14 protein-coding genes and 1 pseudogene are annotated in these 13,833 nt (G+C 53.1%); 12 read left to right on the forward strand and 3 right to left on the reverse strand.

Annotated features, from left to right (window positions below):
* Nucleotides 1–2 precede the first annotated feature (2 nt).
* Together ETA_RS20590 and cdiI are read left to right on the forward strand one after the other, a co-directional pair.
* Nucleotides 3–2,025 (forward strand): annotated as a pseudogene (locus ETA_RS20590) (VENN motif pre-toxin domain-containing protein); the annotation flags it as partial.
* Nucleotides 2,022–2,372: a ribonuclease toxin immunity protein CdiI gene (gene cdiI, locus ETA_RS10905; protein WP_012441685.1), complete on the forward strand. Its 351-nt coding sequence runs from the start codon at nt 2,022–2,024 to the stop codon at nt 2,370–2,372. The pseudogene ETA_RS20590 and the gene cdiI, both read left to right, overlap by 4 nt.
* Nucleotides 2,373–2,423: 51 nt before the next feature.
* Here cdiI and ETA_RS10910 read toward each other — a convergent pair whose 3' ends face one another.
* Nucleotides 2,424–2,579: a SymE family type I addiction module toxin gene (locus ETA_RS10910; RefSeq protein ID WP_004155650.1), complete on the reverse strand. Its 156-nt coding sequence runs from the start codon at nt 2,577–2,579 to the stop codon at nt 2,424–2,426.
* Between the two features lie 285 nt (nt 2,580–2,864).
* Between ETA_RS10910 and ETA_RS18845 the strand changes: the two genes are divergently transcribed.
* The 3 genes from ETA_RS18845 (at nt 2,865) to ETA_RS10920 (ending at nt 5,018) form a co-directional block, all read left to right on the forward strand.
* Nucleotides 2,865–4,229: a VENN motif pre-toxin domain-containing protein gene (locus tag ETA_RS18845; RefSeq protein ID WP_012441686.1), complete on the forward strand. Its 1,365-nt coding sequence runs from the start codon at nt 2,865–2,867 to the stop codon at nt 4,227–4,229.
* 9 nt (nt 4,230–4,238) lie between these two features.
* A complete protein-coding gene (locus ETA_RS19295) occupies nt 4,239–4,559 on the forward strand; it encodes a hypothetical protein (RefSeq protein WP_012441687.1) in 321 nt (106 codons plus the stop codon).
* Between the two features lie 75 nt (nt 4,560–4,634).
* Nucleotides 4,635–5,018 carry a hypothetical protein gene (locus ETA_RS10920; RefSeq protein WP_012441688.1) on the forward strand — a complete coding sequence of 128 codons (384 nt, stop codon included), beginning with the start codon at nt 4,635–4,637 and terminating at the stop codon, nt 5,016–5,018.
* Nucleotides 5,019–5,080: 62 nt separating this feature from the next.
* On the opposite strand, the gene ETA_RS10925 is transcribed toward ETA_RS10920, so the two are convergent.
* Nucleotides 5,081–5,296 carry a SymE family type I addiction module toxin gene (locus ETA_RS10925; RefSeq protein WP_231853279.1) on the reverse strand — a complete coding sequence of 72 codons (216 nt, stop codon included), beginning with the start codon at nt 5,294–5,296 and terminating at the stop codon, nt 5,081–5,083.
* A gap of 418 nt (nt 5,297–5,714) precedes the next feature.
* On the opposite strand from ETA_RS10925, the gene ETA_RS10930 reads away from it, so the two are divergent.
* The 7 genes from ETA_RS10930 (at nt 5,715) to ETA_RS10960 (ending at nt 13,095) form a co-directional block, all read left to right on the forward strand.
* Complete coding sequence (locus ETA_RS10930; protein WP_012441690.1) at nt 5,715–6,191, forward strand: NUDIX domain-containing protein; 477 nt, start codon at nt 5,715–5,717, stop codon at nt 6,189–6,191.
* A gap of 109 nt (nt 6,192–6,300) precedes the next feature.
* Entirely contained in the window at nt 6,301–7,410 is a 1,110-nt protein-coding gene (gene mnmA / locus ETA_RS10935) for a tRNA 2-thiouridine(34) synthase MnmA (protein ID WP_012441691.1), read from the forward strand.
* 25 nt (nt 7,411–7,435) lie between these two features.
* Nucleotides 7,436–8,080, forward strand: coding sequence for a high frequency lysogenization protein HflD (gene hflD / locus ETA_RS10940; protein WP_012441692.1), 645 nt, complete (start codon nt 7,436–7,438; stop codon nt 8,078–8,080).
* Nucleotides 8,081–8,109: 29 nt separating this feature from the next.
* Nucleotides 8,110–9,480 (forward strand): adenylosuccinate lyase, encoded by a 1,371-nt coding sequence (gene purB, locus ETA_RS10945; protein WP_012441693.1) that lies wholly within the window; start codon nt 8,110–8,112, stop codon nt 9,478–9,480.
* 120 nt (nt 9,481–9,600) lie between these two features.
* On the forward strand, nt 9,601–10,269 hold the full coding sequence (phoP, locus tag ETA_RS10950; RefSeq protein ID WP_012441694.1) for a two-component system response regulator PhoP: 669 nt from the start codon (nt 9,601–9,603) through the stop codon (nt 10,267–10,269).
* 4 nt (nt 10,270–10,273) lie between these two features.
* Nucleotides 10,274–11,719 (forward strand): two-component system sensor histidine kinase PhoQ, encoded by a 1,446-nt coding sequence (gene phoQ, locus ETA_RS10955; RefSeq protein WP_012441695.1) that lies wholly within the window; start codon nt 10,274–10,276, stop codon nt 11,717–11,719.
* A gap of 248 nt (nt 11,720–11,967) precedes the next feature.
* Nucleotides 11,968–13,095 carry a ribosomal protein uL16 3-hydroxylase gene (locus ETA_RS10960; RefSeq protein WP_042958965.1) on the forward strand — a complete coding sequence of 376 codons (1,128 nt, stop codon included), beginning with the start codon at nt 11,968–11,970 and terminating at the stop codon, nt 13,093–13,095.
* Nucleotides 13,096–13,220: 125 nt separating this feature from the next.
* On the opposite strand, the gene ETA_RS10965 is transcribed toward ETA_RS10960, so the two are convergent.
* Nucleotides 13,221–13,781, reverse strand: a complete 561-nt coding sequence (locus ETA_RS10965; RefSeq protein WP_012441697.1) for a helix-turn-helix domain-containing protein — start codon at nt 13,779–13,781, stop codon at nt 13,221–13,223.
* Nucleotides 13,782–13,833: the final 52 nt, after the last annotated feature.

The following is a 13,833-nucleotide window of genomic DNA, read 5'->3' on the forward strand; positions in this document are numbered from 1 at the left end:
TTGCGGACAAACACGGGTATGACGTCAAGGTCAAAGAACACACCCAGCTCGACGGGGCAGTCATTGCCAGCACGGCAGACCAGGGAGAAAAACCGTCTCGATACCGGCACGCTGGGCTGGAGCGATACCCACAACCAGGCCGATTACACCGCCGGGCACAGCGGCGGCAGCCTCAGCACCGGCGGGCCGGTGGGCAAGGACCTGCTGACCAACACGGCCGGCGGCATGCTGTCGGGTGCCAACAACAGCGGGCACGCTGAAGGCACGACAAAAGCCGCCGTCAGCGAGGGTGTGCTGATAATCCGCGACGCCGACAAACAGCAGCAGGATGTGGCGCAGCTGCACCGGGATACAGAGCATGCCAACGACGGCAGCATCAGCCCGATATTCAACAAGGAGAAGGAGCAGAACCGGCTTAAACAGGCCCAGCTTATCGGCGAAATTGGCGGTCAGGCGATGGACGTTATCCGCACCCAGGGAGAAATCGCCGGGCTGAAGGCGCAGAAAGACCCGGGCGCGCTGGCGCAGGCCCGGGAGCAACTGGAGAAGAGTGAAAAACCGGCGAGCGACGCGGACGTGATGCAGCGGGCGTATGACAATGCCATGAAGCAGTACGGCACCGGCAGCGACCTGCAGAAAGCGGCACAGGCGGTGACCGGCGCGCTGACGGCGCTGGCTGGCAACAACCTGGCCGGAGCGCTGGCCAGCGGCGCATCGCCGTATCTGGCGACGGAAATTAAGAGGATGACCACCAACCCGCTAACCGGCGAGGTGGACGTTGCGGCCAACGCCATGGCGCACGCGGTGCTGGGCGCGGTAACCGCGCAGCTCAGCAATCAATCCGCGGTCGCCGGAGGGCTGGGCGCCGGCGGCGGCGAACTGGCGGCACGGGTTATTGCGGATAAACTGTTCCATGCCGATACGCCAGAGAAGATAGCGCGGCTGAGCGAAAGCGAGAAACAGCAGGTCAGCGCGCTGAGCCAGCTTGCTTCGGGGCTTGCAGGCGGTCTGGCGACGAGCGATACTGCCGGAGCGGTTACCGCCGGGCAGGCTGGAAAAAATGCGGTTGAGAATAATTATCTGAATGTGTCTGAAAAGACGGAGCTTGAGATAGCGAAGCAGAAACTCAGCAGCAAAGACCCGGCAGAACGCGAGAAGTCGCAGCAGAAAATCAATGAGCTGAAAGAGCTGGATATCAGTCGCGATAAGAAGGTTATCGAGGCATGCGGTAACGGTGGTGCAGGAAGCGCGGCGTGTGCCAGTGCGAGACTGGACGTTATTGCTGCCAAAGGTGAGTACGAAACCGGGCAGTACAATAACAAAGTCAGCGAGATGTACCCGGATGCTTACGGGAAGATCGTAAACCTGCTGAACATCACCAGCGTTGATGCGCAGAATCAGCAGCAGGTGAAAGATGCGATGGTGAATTACGCCATGCAGCAGCTCGGGGTTGATAAGGCAGCGGCAGAGCAGTATGTCTCAACCTATGACGGGATGAAGATCGTTGCTGCTTCGATGACTCCGGTACTGGGAACGGCAGCGGCTAATAAACTCAGCGCGATGGTTAAAGAAGCTAATATTTATCCTGCGGGTATCGGCTTTAAAATTAATCAGCCGGAACACTTGGCACAGCTTGATGGTTATAGCCAGAAGAAAGGGATTACCGGGGCGCATAATGCCGATGCATTCAATAAAGCTGTTGCTGATAATGGTGTTAAAATCATTTCTCAGGTACCAGGGAACGATGGTATTACACATATTAAATATCAAATACCTGCAAAAGATAGAGCTGGTAACATCGTTGGATACAAAAATGAACTTTTAGAAAAAACCATCTATGACCCCAAAATATTTAGTGATGAGAAAATATTACAATTAGGCCAACAAGCAGCGGCCAGTGGTTATAAAGATGCAATAGCATCTGGTAATAGAGAGTACATGGCAACTGCTGGCGGCGTTAAATTCCAAGTATATCTGGACCAGAAAACCGGTACTGTAACCAACTTCTTCCCGGTGACAAAATGAATGAATATCTGTTTGAAAACATAAATTATGAAAATGATGATGAATGGGTTTTAAAAGACTTTTTCAACTCATTACATCTTCAAGGAAAGCTTCTTTATGGAGTTGATAATATAATAAAAAGGTGTGGCTTTGTTATTAATGAGACGTATTGCCATTATCCAGACCTACAGGATATAGATCCTGAATTTCATTTTGAAGGGATCATGTTTGGTGTATGGGAAGGTGAAAAAATCGTGCCAGAAGCAATAGGATTTAAATATACTAAATTAGCCTGTGAAAAATACTTGAAACTTCACCCAGAAGATTCAAATAAAGTTAACGAGTTTCTGGAAAAAATCCTATCCTGAATAGAGAATCCCAACCTTTGCGGTTGGGATTTTACTATCTACGTCAGTCAGTTACCCTTCCCCCGCCAGCCGTATGATCAGCTGCCCCGGTTCAGTGATCACCTCGATCTTCTGCCCGGTATCAAATCCCAGCTCCGCCATCCAGTGGCCCTTCAGGGTAATGGACGGTGACGGCAGGTGCTTAATATGATCCCTGATATAACCCACGGTATAACGCCTTGCTTTAGTTGTGGGTGTGACGGTCTCTGACTTATGATGTTACTCAGCCATAGTAACTACGCCTATTCCGGCCACCGTGGACCGTTCCTTAAAAAGTTAGAACTGAGTAAGGTGCGATTCAATCACGCCCGGATTTTAATTTATAACTAACCAGTTACCCCTGTCGCTTCTGCGGCCCCGCAATCACCTGGAAAAATTCAGCGACCGGCTGCTGTTGCGGACAAACACGGGTATGACGTCACGGTCAAAGAACACACCCAGCTCGACGGCGCTGTGATTGCCAGCACGGCAGACAAGGAGAAAAACCGTCTCGATACCGGCACGCTGGGCTGGACGGACATCCACAACCAGGCGGACTACAGTGCAACGCACAGCGGCGGTTCATTCAGCACCGGCGGGCCGGTGGGCAAAGAACTGCTGACCAATATGGCCGGCGGCATGCTGTCGGGTGCCAACAACAGCGGGCACGCTGAAGGCACGACAAAAGCCGCCGTCAGCGAGGGTGTGCTGATAATCCGCGACGCCGACAAACAGCAGCAGGATGTGGCGCAGCTAAACCACGATACCGGCCACGCCAACGACGGCAGCATCAGCCCGATATTCAACAAGGAGAAGGAGCAGAACCGGCTTAAACAGGCCCAGCTTATCGGCGAAATTGGCGGTCAGGCGATGGACGTTATCCGCACCCAGGGAGAAATCGCCGGGCTGAAGGCGCAGAAAGACCCGGGCGCGCTGGCGCAGGCCCGGGAGCAGCTGGAGAAGAGTGAAAAACCGGCGAGCGACGCGGAGGTGATGCAGCGGGCGTATGACAATGCCATGAAGCAGTACGGCACCGGCAGCGACCTGCAGAAAGCGGCACAGGCGGTGACCGGCGCGCTGACGGCGCTGGCTGGCAACAACCTGGCCGGAGCGCTGGCCAGCGGCGCATCGCCGTATCTGGCGACGGAAATCAAGAGGATGACCACCAACCCGCTAACCGGCGAGGTGGACGTTGCGGCCAACGCCATGGCGCACGCGGTGCTGGGCGCGGTAACCGCGCAGCTCAGCAATCAATCCGCGGTCGCCGGAGGGCTGGGCGCCGGCGGCGGCGAACTGGCGGCACGGGTTATTGCGGATAAACTGTTCCATGCCGATACGCCAGAGAAGATAGCGCGGCTGAGCGAAAGCGAGAAACAGCAGGTCAGCGCGCTGAGCCAGCTTGCTTCGGGGCTTGCAGGCGGTCTGGCGACGAACGATACTGCCGGAGCGGTAACCGGCGGGCAGGCTGGAAAAAATGCGGTGGAGAATAATCTTCTGGGCGGAAATGAAGAGACCCAGACGAAGTTCGTGCAGGAGCATGGCAAGGATGTGCTGTCCTGTGTAGATAACCCCGGCTCGGCATCCTGCCAGAAAGGCATGGCGATGAATGATGCGCTGATGGTTGCTCTGCCAGCGGGGCTGGGTGGCGGTGTTCTTGCTGCCGCAACGCCTGAAATTGCGGCGGCAGCGAAAGCAGCGCTACAAGCCTGTGCGGGTAACGTGGCCTTGTGCCTGAACAATGTCGGCATCCAGATGTCGGAAGCAATAGTACCGGGTGGCGTGGGCGCTGGCGGTGCGGTGGGTATAGGTAAGACGGTAACGGAAGCGACAGCCGCGTAGGCCGAAGCTGTGGCGGCAAATGCGGCGAAGAACAGCCAATTGCCAACGGGAACTGTTTTTGATTCGATTAAAGGTACTCAACCTGTATATTCTGGTTCAGTAATTCCTAAATCCTTTGAAATGACATTACCAAATGGTCAAAAGGTATGGGTACACGGTAATGCCACCGAGCATATGGTAGAGTATGTAGCATCAAAAGCTGTTACACATACACCTGAAGCTGTAAGGCTTGCCAGTCAGGAAGAACTAAGAAGCTTCCAGTCTGCTGTAAATACAGCGACGAAAAATAATATTCCTTATGGTCAGAGAATAACTGTTGATGGCTGGTAATTGGAGATCAAACCTCCCCGCGCAGCTGGTGAGTTGCCGACGATCATTCATACTCGTTATGTAGGATCACATTAAATGGATATAGAAATTAGCAACCCTATAGATATCGCATTGAATGTAGTGGAACTTGATGAACACCTCCTATCAATTAAATTTAATATAGCCATTCGAGTAAAGAAATTTGGTTATAGTTCAGATGTGAACTCTGATTTATGGGTAGAATGTCAGTGTTTTGATACATTTATCGATAATATGCGAAAAGGTAATATAGCTGCTCTTAAAGATATTAATGGTTTTTTTGAGTTACAGGTGAATCCTGCTCAAAATTGGCTTGAATGGTCATGTGCTAAAGAAGATCTGGATGGCTATATCACATCAGCACAAGGTAGAGAAAAGCTAACTGACGAATCGAAAAATGCCATATACGAGGCATTCCATGATTATCCTAAATGGTGGTAATCATTAAAAAATAATACAAACCCCAGCCAACCAGCTGGGGTTTTACTTTATAGTCCAGTCAGTTACCCTTCCCCCGCCAGCCGGATGATCAGCTGCCCCGGTTCGGTGGTCACCTCGATCTTCTGACCGGTATCAAATCCCAGCTCCGCCATCCAGTGCCCCTTCAGTGTAATGGACGGTGACGGCAGGTGCTTAATATGATCCCTGATATAGCCCACGGTATAACGTCTTGATGTAGAGGGTGTGACCTTCTCTGACTTATGATGTTGCTCAGCCATAGTAACTACGCCTATTCCGGCCACCGTGGACTGTTCCTTAAAAAGTTAGAACTGAGTTACAGGGCATGCGTGACCGGGCGTTGCTGGAACGACTGTGGTCAACGGACGTCCGGTGAGGTGGTGCGGCTTTGTAGACGGACAGCGCGGCCTTCTCACGGAAGATAATGATCATCGTGCTGGGTAAGGGAAAGCCGTTTTGAATGACTTTTTCACCCAGGAAGGACGAGTATTCGGACTTATGGAGAAATGACCAATCCGAGTGGTCACACGGTTTATAACGTCGGATATGTCACGGCAATCCAAAAGACTCTGGGCGTTCACGTTTAGCGACAAAGGACGGTTTTTTCATCATTTATAATGATAAGCGTCATAAAGTATGTAACTTATGGAGTGATACCGAACTTAAAAGGAGAGGATAATGTTCAAACCGCATGTCACCGTCGCTACCGTGGTACAAGCTGAGGGACTGTTTCTTGTAGTAGAAGAACGGGTACGCGGGCGCACAACCTGGAATCAGCCTGCCGGGCACCTGGAAGCCGATGAAACCCTTTTGCAGGCGGCGGTGCGGGAATTATCAGAAGAAACCGGTATTGAAGCCGTTCCGCAGGCCTTTCTGCGCCTGCATCAGTGGATAGCGCCAGACAATACGCCGTTCCTCCGATTCCTGTTCGCTCTTGACCTGCCAAAAGCGGTCGAAACCTCGCCGCAGGATCGCGATATTGACCGCTGCTGGTGGCTAACGGCAGACGATATCATCGCCTCAAAAAAGCTACGTTCCCCGCTGGTAGCAGAAAGTCTGCATATTTATCAGACCGGAGAGCGTTATCCGCTGGAAATTCTTAGCGCCTTTCAATGGCCGTTTAGCGAGAGTGCGCACGCCGCCGCCGCATGGTAGAATGCGTCCGCAATTTTATCAGAGCCGCCTTTAACGGCTCCTGGTACCCTGAATGCTTTAGCTCTTTGCCTAAAAAATGACGGGTAGAAACTTTAAAGTCAGGTATACGATGTCTAACAGCCAGAAAAAAGTGATCGTCGGCATGTCCGGCGGCGTTGACTCCTCCGTTTCGGCCTGGTTGCTACAGCAACAGGGCTATCAGGTTGAAGGCCTGTTTATGAAGAACTGGGAGGAGGATGATGGTGAGGAGTATTGCACCGCAGCAGAAGATCTTGCTGATGCCCAGGCCGTCTGCGACAAACTCGGCATCTATCTTCATACGGTCAATTTTGCCGCCGAATATTGGGATAATGTTTTCGAGCTCTTCCTCGAAGAGTACAAGGCTGGGCGTACGCCAAACCCCGACATACTGTGTAATAAAGAGATAAAGTTCAAAGCTTTCCTGGAGTTTGCGGCGGAAGATTTAGGGGCAGACTATATTGCCACCGGTCACTATGTGCGCCGACAGGATGTCGACGGCAAAAGCCGCCTGCTGCGTGGTCTGGACGGTAATAAAGATCAGAGTTACTTTCTCTACACGCTCGGACATGAACAGATTGCACAAAGCCTGTTCCCGGTCGGTGAGCTTGCCAAACCGGAAGTACGCCGCATCGCAGAACAGCTTGAACTGGTCACCGCAAAGAAAAAAGATTCTACCGGTATCTGTTTTATTGGCGAACGCAAGTTTACCGAGTTCCTTTCGCGTTACTTACCGGCACAGCCAGGGCCGATCCTTTCAGTAGACGGGGATAACGTGGGCCAGCATCAGGGCCTGATGTACCATACTCTGGGTCAGCGCAAAGGGCTGGGGATTGGCGGTAGAAAAGAAGCGAATGACGATCCCTGGTACGTGGTAGACAAAGACGTGGCCAATAATGTGCTGGTTGTCGCACAGGGCCACGAACATCCTCGCCTGATGTCGACAGGTCTGATTGCCCAGCAGCTGCACTGGGTTGACAGAGATAGTCTGACCACGCCTCTGCGCTGTACGGTGAAAACCCGCTATCGCCAGCAAGATATCCCCTGCACAGTCACCCCCGTTGATGCTGAACGCATTGAGGTGCGTTTTGATTTTCCGGTGGCGGCCGTTACGCCTGGGCAGTCCGCGGTGTTTTATCTGGATGAAGTCTGTCTCGGTGGCGGCATTATTGAACAACGTCTGGCGTTAACTCACACATAACTTAACGAGCCGGGAGTCCATCACCGTGGCAAAAAACTATTATGATATTACCCTGGCGCTGGCGGGCATCTGTCAATCCGCACACCTGGTCCAGCAGCTCGCACATCAGGGACAGTGCTCGCAGGACGTGCTGAAAACGTCGTTAAGCAGCCTTCTGGATCTTAATCCGCCCTCAACCTTGGCGGTATTTGGCAATCAGGAAGCGAACTTACAGTTTGGCCTGGAAACGCTTTTAGCGGTATTGAATAGCAGCAGCCGTCAGGGGTTAAGCGCGGAGCTGACTCGCTATACCCTGAGTCTTATGGTGTTGGAACGCAAGCTCAACGCCAGTAAAACCGCGCTGCACGATCTCTCCAGCCGCATTGAGCAGCTGGATCGGCAGCTGGCGCATTATGAGCTGGACTCCGATATCCTGCTAAGCGCAATGGCCGCTATTTATGTTGAAGTGATAAGCCCGTTAGGCCCGCGCATCCAGGTTACCGGTTCTCCGGCAATCCTGCAAAATACCCAAATACAGAACAAAGTACGAGCAACGCTGCTGGCAGGTATCCGTGCGGCCGTGTTGTGGCAACAGGTTGGCGGTGGCCGCCTGCAGCTGATGCTTTCCCGTAACCGTTTAGTGAATGAAGCCAAGTCGATACTTGCGCGCCTGGACGGAACCCCAACCTGATTTTTTTAATCTATCCTGGAGCAGCTACAATGGAATTATCCTCTCTGACCGCCATTTCACCTGTTGATGGCCGTTATGGCGACAAAGTCAGCCCACTGCGAGCTATTTTTAGCGAATATGGCCTGCTGAAATACCGCGTTGAGGTCGAAGTTCGTTGGTTGCAAAAACTGGCTGCCTGTGCAGAGATCAAGGAAGTTCCGGCTTTTGATCCCGACGCAAACGCTTTCCTTGATACTATTGTCAGTAATTTCAGTGAAGAAGACGCCGCGCGCATCAAGAACATTGAACGCACGACTAATCATGATGTGAAAGCGGTGGAGTACTTTCTGAAAGAGAAAGTCGCATCGGTTCCTGCCCTGCATGCCGTCTCGGAATTTATACATTTCGCCTGCACTTCTGAAGACATCAATAATCTGTCCCATGCCCTGATGCTTGACACCGCGCGCCGCGAAGTGATTGTGCCTTACTGGGAAAAGATCATTGCTGCGGTAAAAGACCTGGCGGTGCAGTATCGCGACATTCCGCTGCTATCGCGCACTCATGGTCAACCGGCGACCCCATCTACGTTGGGTAAAGAAATGGCCAACGTGGCATACCGTTTTGAACGTCAGTTACGTCAGCTGGAACGCATTGAGGTATTGGGCAAAATCAATGGTGCGGTGGGAAATTATAATGCCCATATCGCTGCCTATCCGGAAGTCGACTGGCACCAGCTAAGCGAAGAATTCGTTACCTCACTCGGCGTGACCTGGAACCCCTACACCACGCAGATTGAGCCACACGATTACATTGCCGAACTGTTTGACTGCATGGCGCGCTTCAACACCATTCTTATCGACTTTGACCGCGATATTTGGGGCTACATCGCGCTAAACCATTTTAAACAGAAAACGATCGCCGGTGAGATAGGATCATCCACCATGCCTCACAAGGTGAATCCAATCGACTTCGAGAACTCTGAGGGCAATCTCGGACTGGCCAACGCGATGATGCAGCATCTGGCAAGCAAATTGCCCGTATCCCGCTGGCAGCGTGACCTGACCGATTCAACCGTGCTACGTAACCTCGGTGTGGGTATTGGCTACGCGCTGATTGCCTATCAGTCAACGCTTAAGGGCGTGTCGAAACTGGAGGTGAATCGCGGCCGTCTGCTGGACGAGCTGGACAGTAACTGGGAAGTTTTAGCGGAGCCAATCCAAACTGTGATGCGCCGTTACGGCATTGAGAAGCCCTATGAGAAGCTGAAGGAGCTGACCCGTGGGAAGCGCGTTGATGCTGAAGGGATGAAAGTCTTTATCGACGGTCTGGCCCTGCCAGAAGAAGAAAAAGTGCGCCTGAAGCAAATGACCCCCGCAAACTACCTTGGCCGCGCGGTTCAGATGGTTGACGACCTGTCGTAATGGGCAGCATGGGCTGGCGCAAGTTAGCCCATGTTAAGCTGCGGTTTATTCGCTTTCCGCTATACTTTTTCAATCTGTGCTGCCGATATCTGGCACTTCATTATTCTTAAGGATTTCGCTATGCGTGTGTTAGTTGTGGAAGATAACCCACTGCTTCGTCATCATTTGGCGGTGCAGCTGCGCGAGATGGGCCACCAGGTCGATGCGGCTGAAGATGCTAAGGAAGCTGACTATTTCCTCAATGAACACACTCCTGATATTACGCTAGTCGATCTCGGCTTACCTGATGAAGACGGTATGACCCTGATCCGCCGCTGGCGTACGCAGGAGGTGCGGCAGCCCATTCTGGTGCTGACCGCCCGTGACGGCTGGCAAGCAAAGGTGGAAGCGCTGGAGGCAGGTGCCGACGACTACGTGACCAAGCCGTTTCATATTGAGGAAGTGGTCGCACGTCTGCAGGCATTAATGCGCCGTAACTGCGGGCTGGCCTCACAAATTATTACCCTGCAACCTTTTCAGATAGATCTGTCGCGTCGTGAAGTGACTATTCACGAGCGCCTGTTAAAGCTGACGGCGTTTGAATACACCATTCTTGAAACGTTGATCCGCAATGCCGGTAAAGTGGTCAGCAAGGATTCACTGATGCTGCAACTCTATCCCGACGCTGAACTGCGTGAGAGCCATACCATTGACGTGTTGATGGGGCGGCTGCGCAAAAAGATTCAGGCTGAATACGCACAGGAAGTGATTACCACGGTGCGCGGTCTGGGCTACCGCTTCGATCTCTGAAAATATGTTTAATTTTAGCCTGCGCCGTAAAAAACCGTTCTCTTTACGCATTCGCTTTATCCTTGCCACCGCAGCCGTTGTCCTGACCATGTCACTCTCTTACGGTATGGTTGCGGTGGTCGGTTATGTGGTGAGCTTCGACAAAAACACCTATCGCGTACTGCGCAGTGAAAGCAATCTTTTTTTCACGCTGGCGAAATGGAAGGACGATAAGCTCACTATCGTACAACCCGAACGCGTGACGCTTAACTTTCCAGCCCTGGTGTTTATTTATGACGATCACGGCAATTTGCTGTGGCAACAGCGAGATGTGCCGGATATCCGCTCAAAAATTCAGCGCAATTGGCTAAACAAATCTGATTTCTACGAGATTGACACCAATAATCATACCAGTCGCGAAGTGCTGGGCGATGACCATAACGCACAGCAAAAATTGACCGACTACGACGATGACGGTAATGAAACGCTCACGCACTCGGTCGCGGTCAATCGCTACGATGCCACGCTGACTTTGCCAAAGCTAACCATCGTGGTAGTGGACTCTATCCCGCAGGAGTTACAACATTCCGACGTAGTGTGGTCATGGTTCAGCTACGTACTGCTGGCCAATCTGCTGCTGATCATTCCGCTCTTATGGCTTGCCGCACACTGGAGCTTGCGCCCCATCGGCGCGCTGGCGGCACAGGTACGTGAGCTTGAGGGTGGCAGTCGTGAAACTCTCGACCCGTCAACGCCGCAAGAGCTGAAGGGGCTGGTGCGCAATCTCAACCTGCTGCTGGACAATGAACGCCAGCGCTATACCCGCTACCGAACCACCTTAAGCGATTTAGCACACAGCCTGAAAACGCCGCTGGCGGTATTGCAGAGCACGCTACGTTCGCTGCGCGGCGGGCGTAACCTCTCTATACAACAGGCTGAACCGATAATGCTGGAGCAGATCAGTCGTATTTCCCAGCAGATCGGCTATTACCTGCATCGCGCCAGCATGCAGGCGGATCACAATGCGCTCAAACGCGACATGCACTCCGTCCCTGCCCTGCTTGATAGCCTGATCTCGGCGCTGAACAAAGTTTATCAGCGCAAAGGCGTAGTATTGACGCTTGATATCTCGCCTGAGGTTATCTTTGTCGGCGAGCAAAACGATTTTATGGAAGTCATGGGTAACGTGCTGGATAACGCCTGTAAATACTGCCTGGAGTTTGTTGAAGTCAGCGTGCAGCAGACGGAAAACACGTTACGCATCTATGTTGAAGATGACGGGCCGGGCATCCCGGAAAACAAGCGCGACCTGGTATTTATTCGCGGCCAACGTGCGGATACCATGCGCCCCGGTCAAGGACTTGGACTGTCGCTGGCGCGTGATATTCTTGAGCAGTATGCCGGGGATATCAACGCCAGCACCAGTAAGCTTGGCGGCGCACGCATGGAAGTCATTTTTCAGCGCCAGTAGCCTACCCGCTTAAGGTTTCAGCTTAATTTATTTCGTTGCAGTCGGGTAGCAGAACAAAATTTCAGCCCATTTCTGAACAGCGCGGGGGAAACTCTGCCCCGAAGGGCGCGGGGCCCACAACAGGGCAGGCTGAAACGGCAACTCTCCTCGGCCAGTACATCGCACTGCCTGAAGTATGACCGCGATAGTACCCAGCAGCAGCTCGACACTGTTATAATCGATCCACTTTGGCGTTTCAGGAAACCATTATGGATTATCAACTCGATCTTAACTGGCCAGACTTTATTCAGCGCTACTGGCAGAAACGCCCGGTGGTGCTTAAACGCGGCTTTAAAAACTTTATCGACCCCATTTCGCCCGACGAACTGGCTGGGCTGGCGATGGAAAACGAAGTCGACAGCCGCCTGGTCAGCCATCAGGACGGCAAGTGGCAGGTTGGACACGGGCCTTTTGAGAGCTATGACCATCTTGGTGAAAATAACTGGTCGCTGCTGGTACAGGCGGTCGATCACTGGCACGAGCCGTCAGCCGCGCTGATGCAGCCTTTCCGGGCTATCCCGGACTGGCGCGTTGACGATCTGATGGTGTCCTTCTCTGTTCCCGGCGGCGGAGTAGGTCCACACTTCGACCAGTATGACGTCTTTATTATCCAGGGAACCGGTCGCCGTCGCTGGCGGGTCGGTGAAAAGCTGGAGATGAAACAGCACTGCCCGCATCCAGACCTGCTCCAGGTCGACCCTTTCGATGCCATTATTGACGAAGAAATGGAGCCAGGCGACATCCTCTATATTCCGCCGGGCTTCCCCCATGAAGGCTACTCGCTGGAAAATGCCATCAATTACTCGGTTGGTTTCCGCGCGCCGAGCGGACGTGAGTTGATTAGCGGCTTCGCCGACTATGTCCTGGCACGCGAACTCGGTAGCCACCGCTTCAGCGACCCGGATGTTGAAATGCGCGAAAACAATGCGGAGATACTCTCCGCAGAGCTGAACGGCATTCGCGCCATGATGCTGGAGGTGATCGAACAGCCCCAGCATTTCAATCAGTGGTTTGGCGAGTTTATTTCGCAATCACGTCACGAGCTGGATATTGCACCGCCGGAACCGCCGTATCAGCCGGACGAGATTTACGATGCGTTGCAGCAAGGCGGCCAGCTGTCGCGTCTGGGGGGCCTGCGGGTCGTCTCTATTGGCGAGGCGATTTTCATAAACGGCGAACAGCTGGAGTCTACGCACCGTTCCGCCCTGACCGTACTGGCTAACCAACTGACGCTGGGCCATGAAGCGCTGGGTGAAGCGCTGGACGATCCTGCATTTCTTGCACAGCTGGCAGCGCTGGTAAACAGCGGCTACTGGTATTTTTCTGACGAAGAATAAACGTGGTTATCGCGAACGGCCGTTACCGATGGTCGTTCGCCTGCAATCGCCCCACGCCCAGCTCCTTTATTTTGTACACCGCTCCACGGCCGATCACGTTAATTTCAGGCGAGATAAACACGCGATTAGCGGCGAGGATAATGAATGATATTGTGAAAACAGAGCAGATTTTTGCCGGGGTTACGATAGCCGTGTGGTCTGTCTGCATAAAAGCGCAACGCCTCCCCTTCTTTCAGCCGCTGCCTGCCTCCATCGACCGCAATGTCCAGCTCTCCGGCAACAACAATCACGTGTTCAATTACTCCCGGCTCATGCGCGCTGGACTCGCTACAAGCTCCCGACACCATCTCAATGACCAGCACTTCACAGCCTGTTTCTGCATCGAAGGGGAATAAAGGCACGACCTGCATGGCGTTATTCTCCTGATGATAGCCCTGCAAATGCCGGTGGCAGCGCGGCGTGCCGGGTTCGGCAACTTCCGGTGCGATAAAGAAAGTTAATGGCAAATTAAAGCCGCTGGCGATTTTCCAAAGGGTTGCCACCGTTGGGCAGGACTCCGCGCGTTCAACCTGCCCAAGCATGGCCTTGCTGACCCCGGTGATTTGTGCAGCCTGGGTAAGACTCCAGCCGCGGGCCGCGCGTTGCGCTTTTAGCGTTTTTGCCAAATGATCTTGCAGCCTGTTCACGTTGGTTTCTCCATGCGATTTGCCACGAGTATAACCGCTTGTACGTTATAAC

Origin of the sequence: Erwinia tasmaniensis Et1/99, assembly GCF_000026185.1 — a bacterium.
Lineage (GTDB): Bacteria > Pseudomonadota > Gammaproteobacteria > Enterobacterales > Enterobacteriaceae > Erwinia > Erwinia tasmaniensis.

Bases quoted from the DNA above. Each gene is read 5' to 3' on its own strand.
- mnmA (WP_012441691.1), top strand. From the start codon at position 6,301: ATGTCTAACAGCCAGAAAAAAGTGATCGTCGGCATGTCCGGCGGCGTT.
- cdiI (WP_012441685.1), top strand. From the start codon at position 2,022: ATGAATGAATATCTGTTTGAAAACATAAATTATGAAAATGATGATGAA.
- ETA_RS10960 (WP_042958965.1), top strand. From the start codon at position 11,968: ATGGATTATCAACTCGATCTTAACTGGCCAGACTTTATTCAGCGCTAC.
- purB (WP_012441693.1), top strand. From the start codon at position 8,110: ATGGAATTATCCTCTCTGACCGCCATTTCACCTGTTGATGGCCGTTAT.
- ETA_RS10925 (WP_231853279.1), bottom strand. From the start codon at position 5,296: ATGGCTGAGCAACATCATAAGTCAGAGAAGGTCACACCCTCTACATCA.
- ETA_RS10930 (WP_012441690.1), top strand. From the start codon at position 5,715: ATGTTCAAACCGCATGTCACCGTCGCTACCGTGGTACAAGCTGAGGGA.
- phoQ (WP_012441695.1), top strand. From the start codon at position 10,274: ATGTTTAATTTTAGCCTGCGCCGTAAAAAACCGTTCTCTTTACGCATT.
- phoP (WP_012441694.1), top strand. From the start codon at position 9,601: ATGCGTGTGTTAGTTGTGGAAGATAACCCACTGCTTCGTCATCATTTG.
- ETA_RS10920 (WP_012441688.1), top strand. From the start codon at position 4,635: ATGGATATAGAAATTAGCAACCCTATAGATATCGCATTGAATGTAGTG.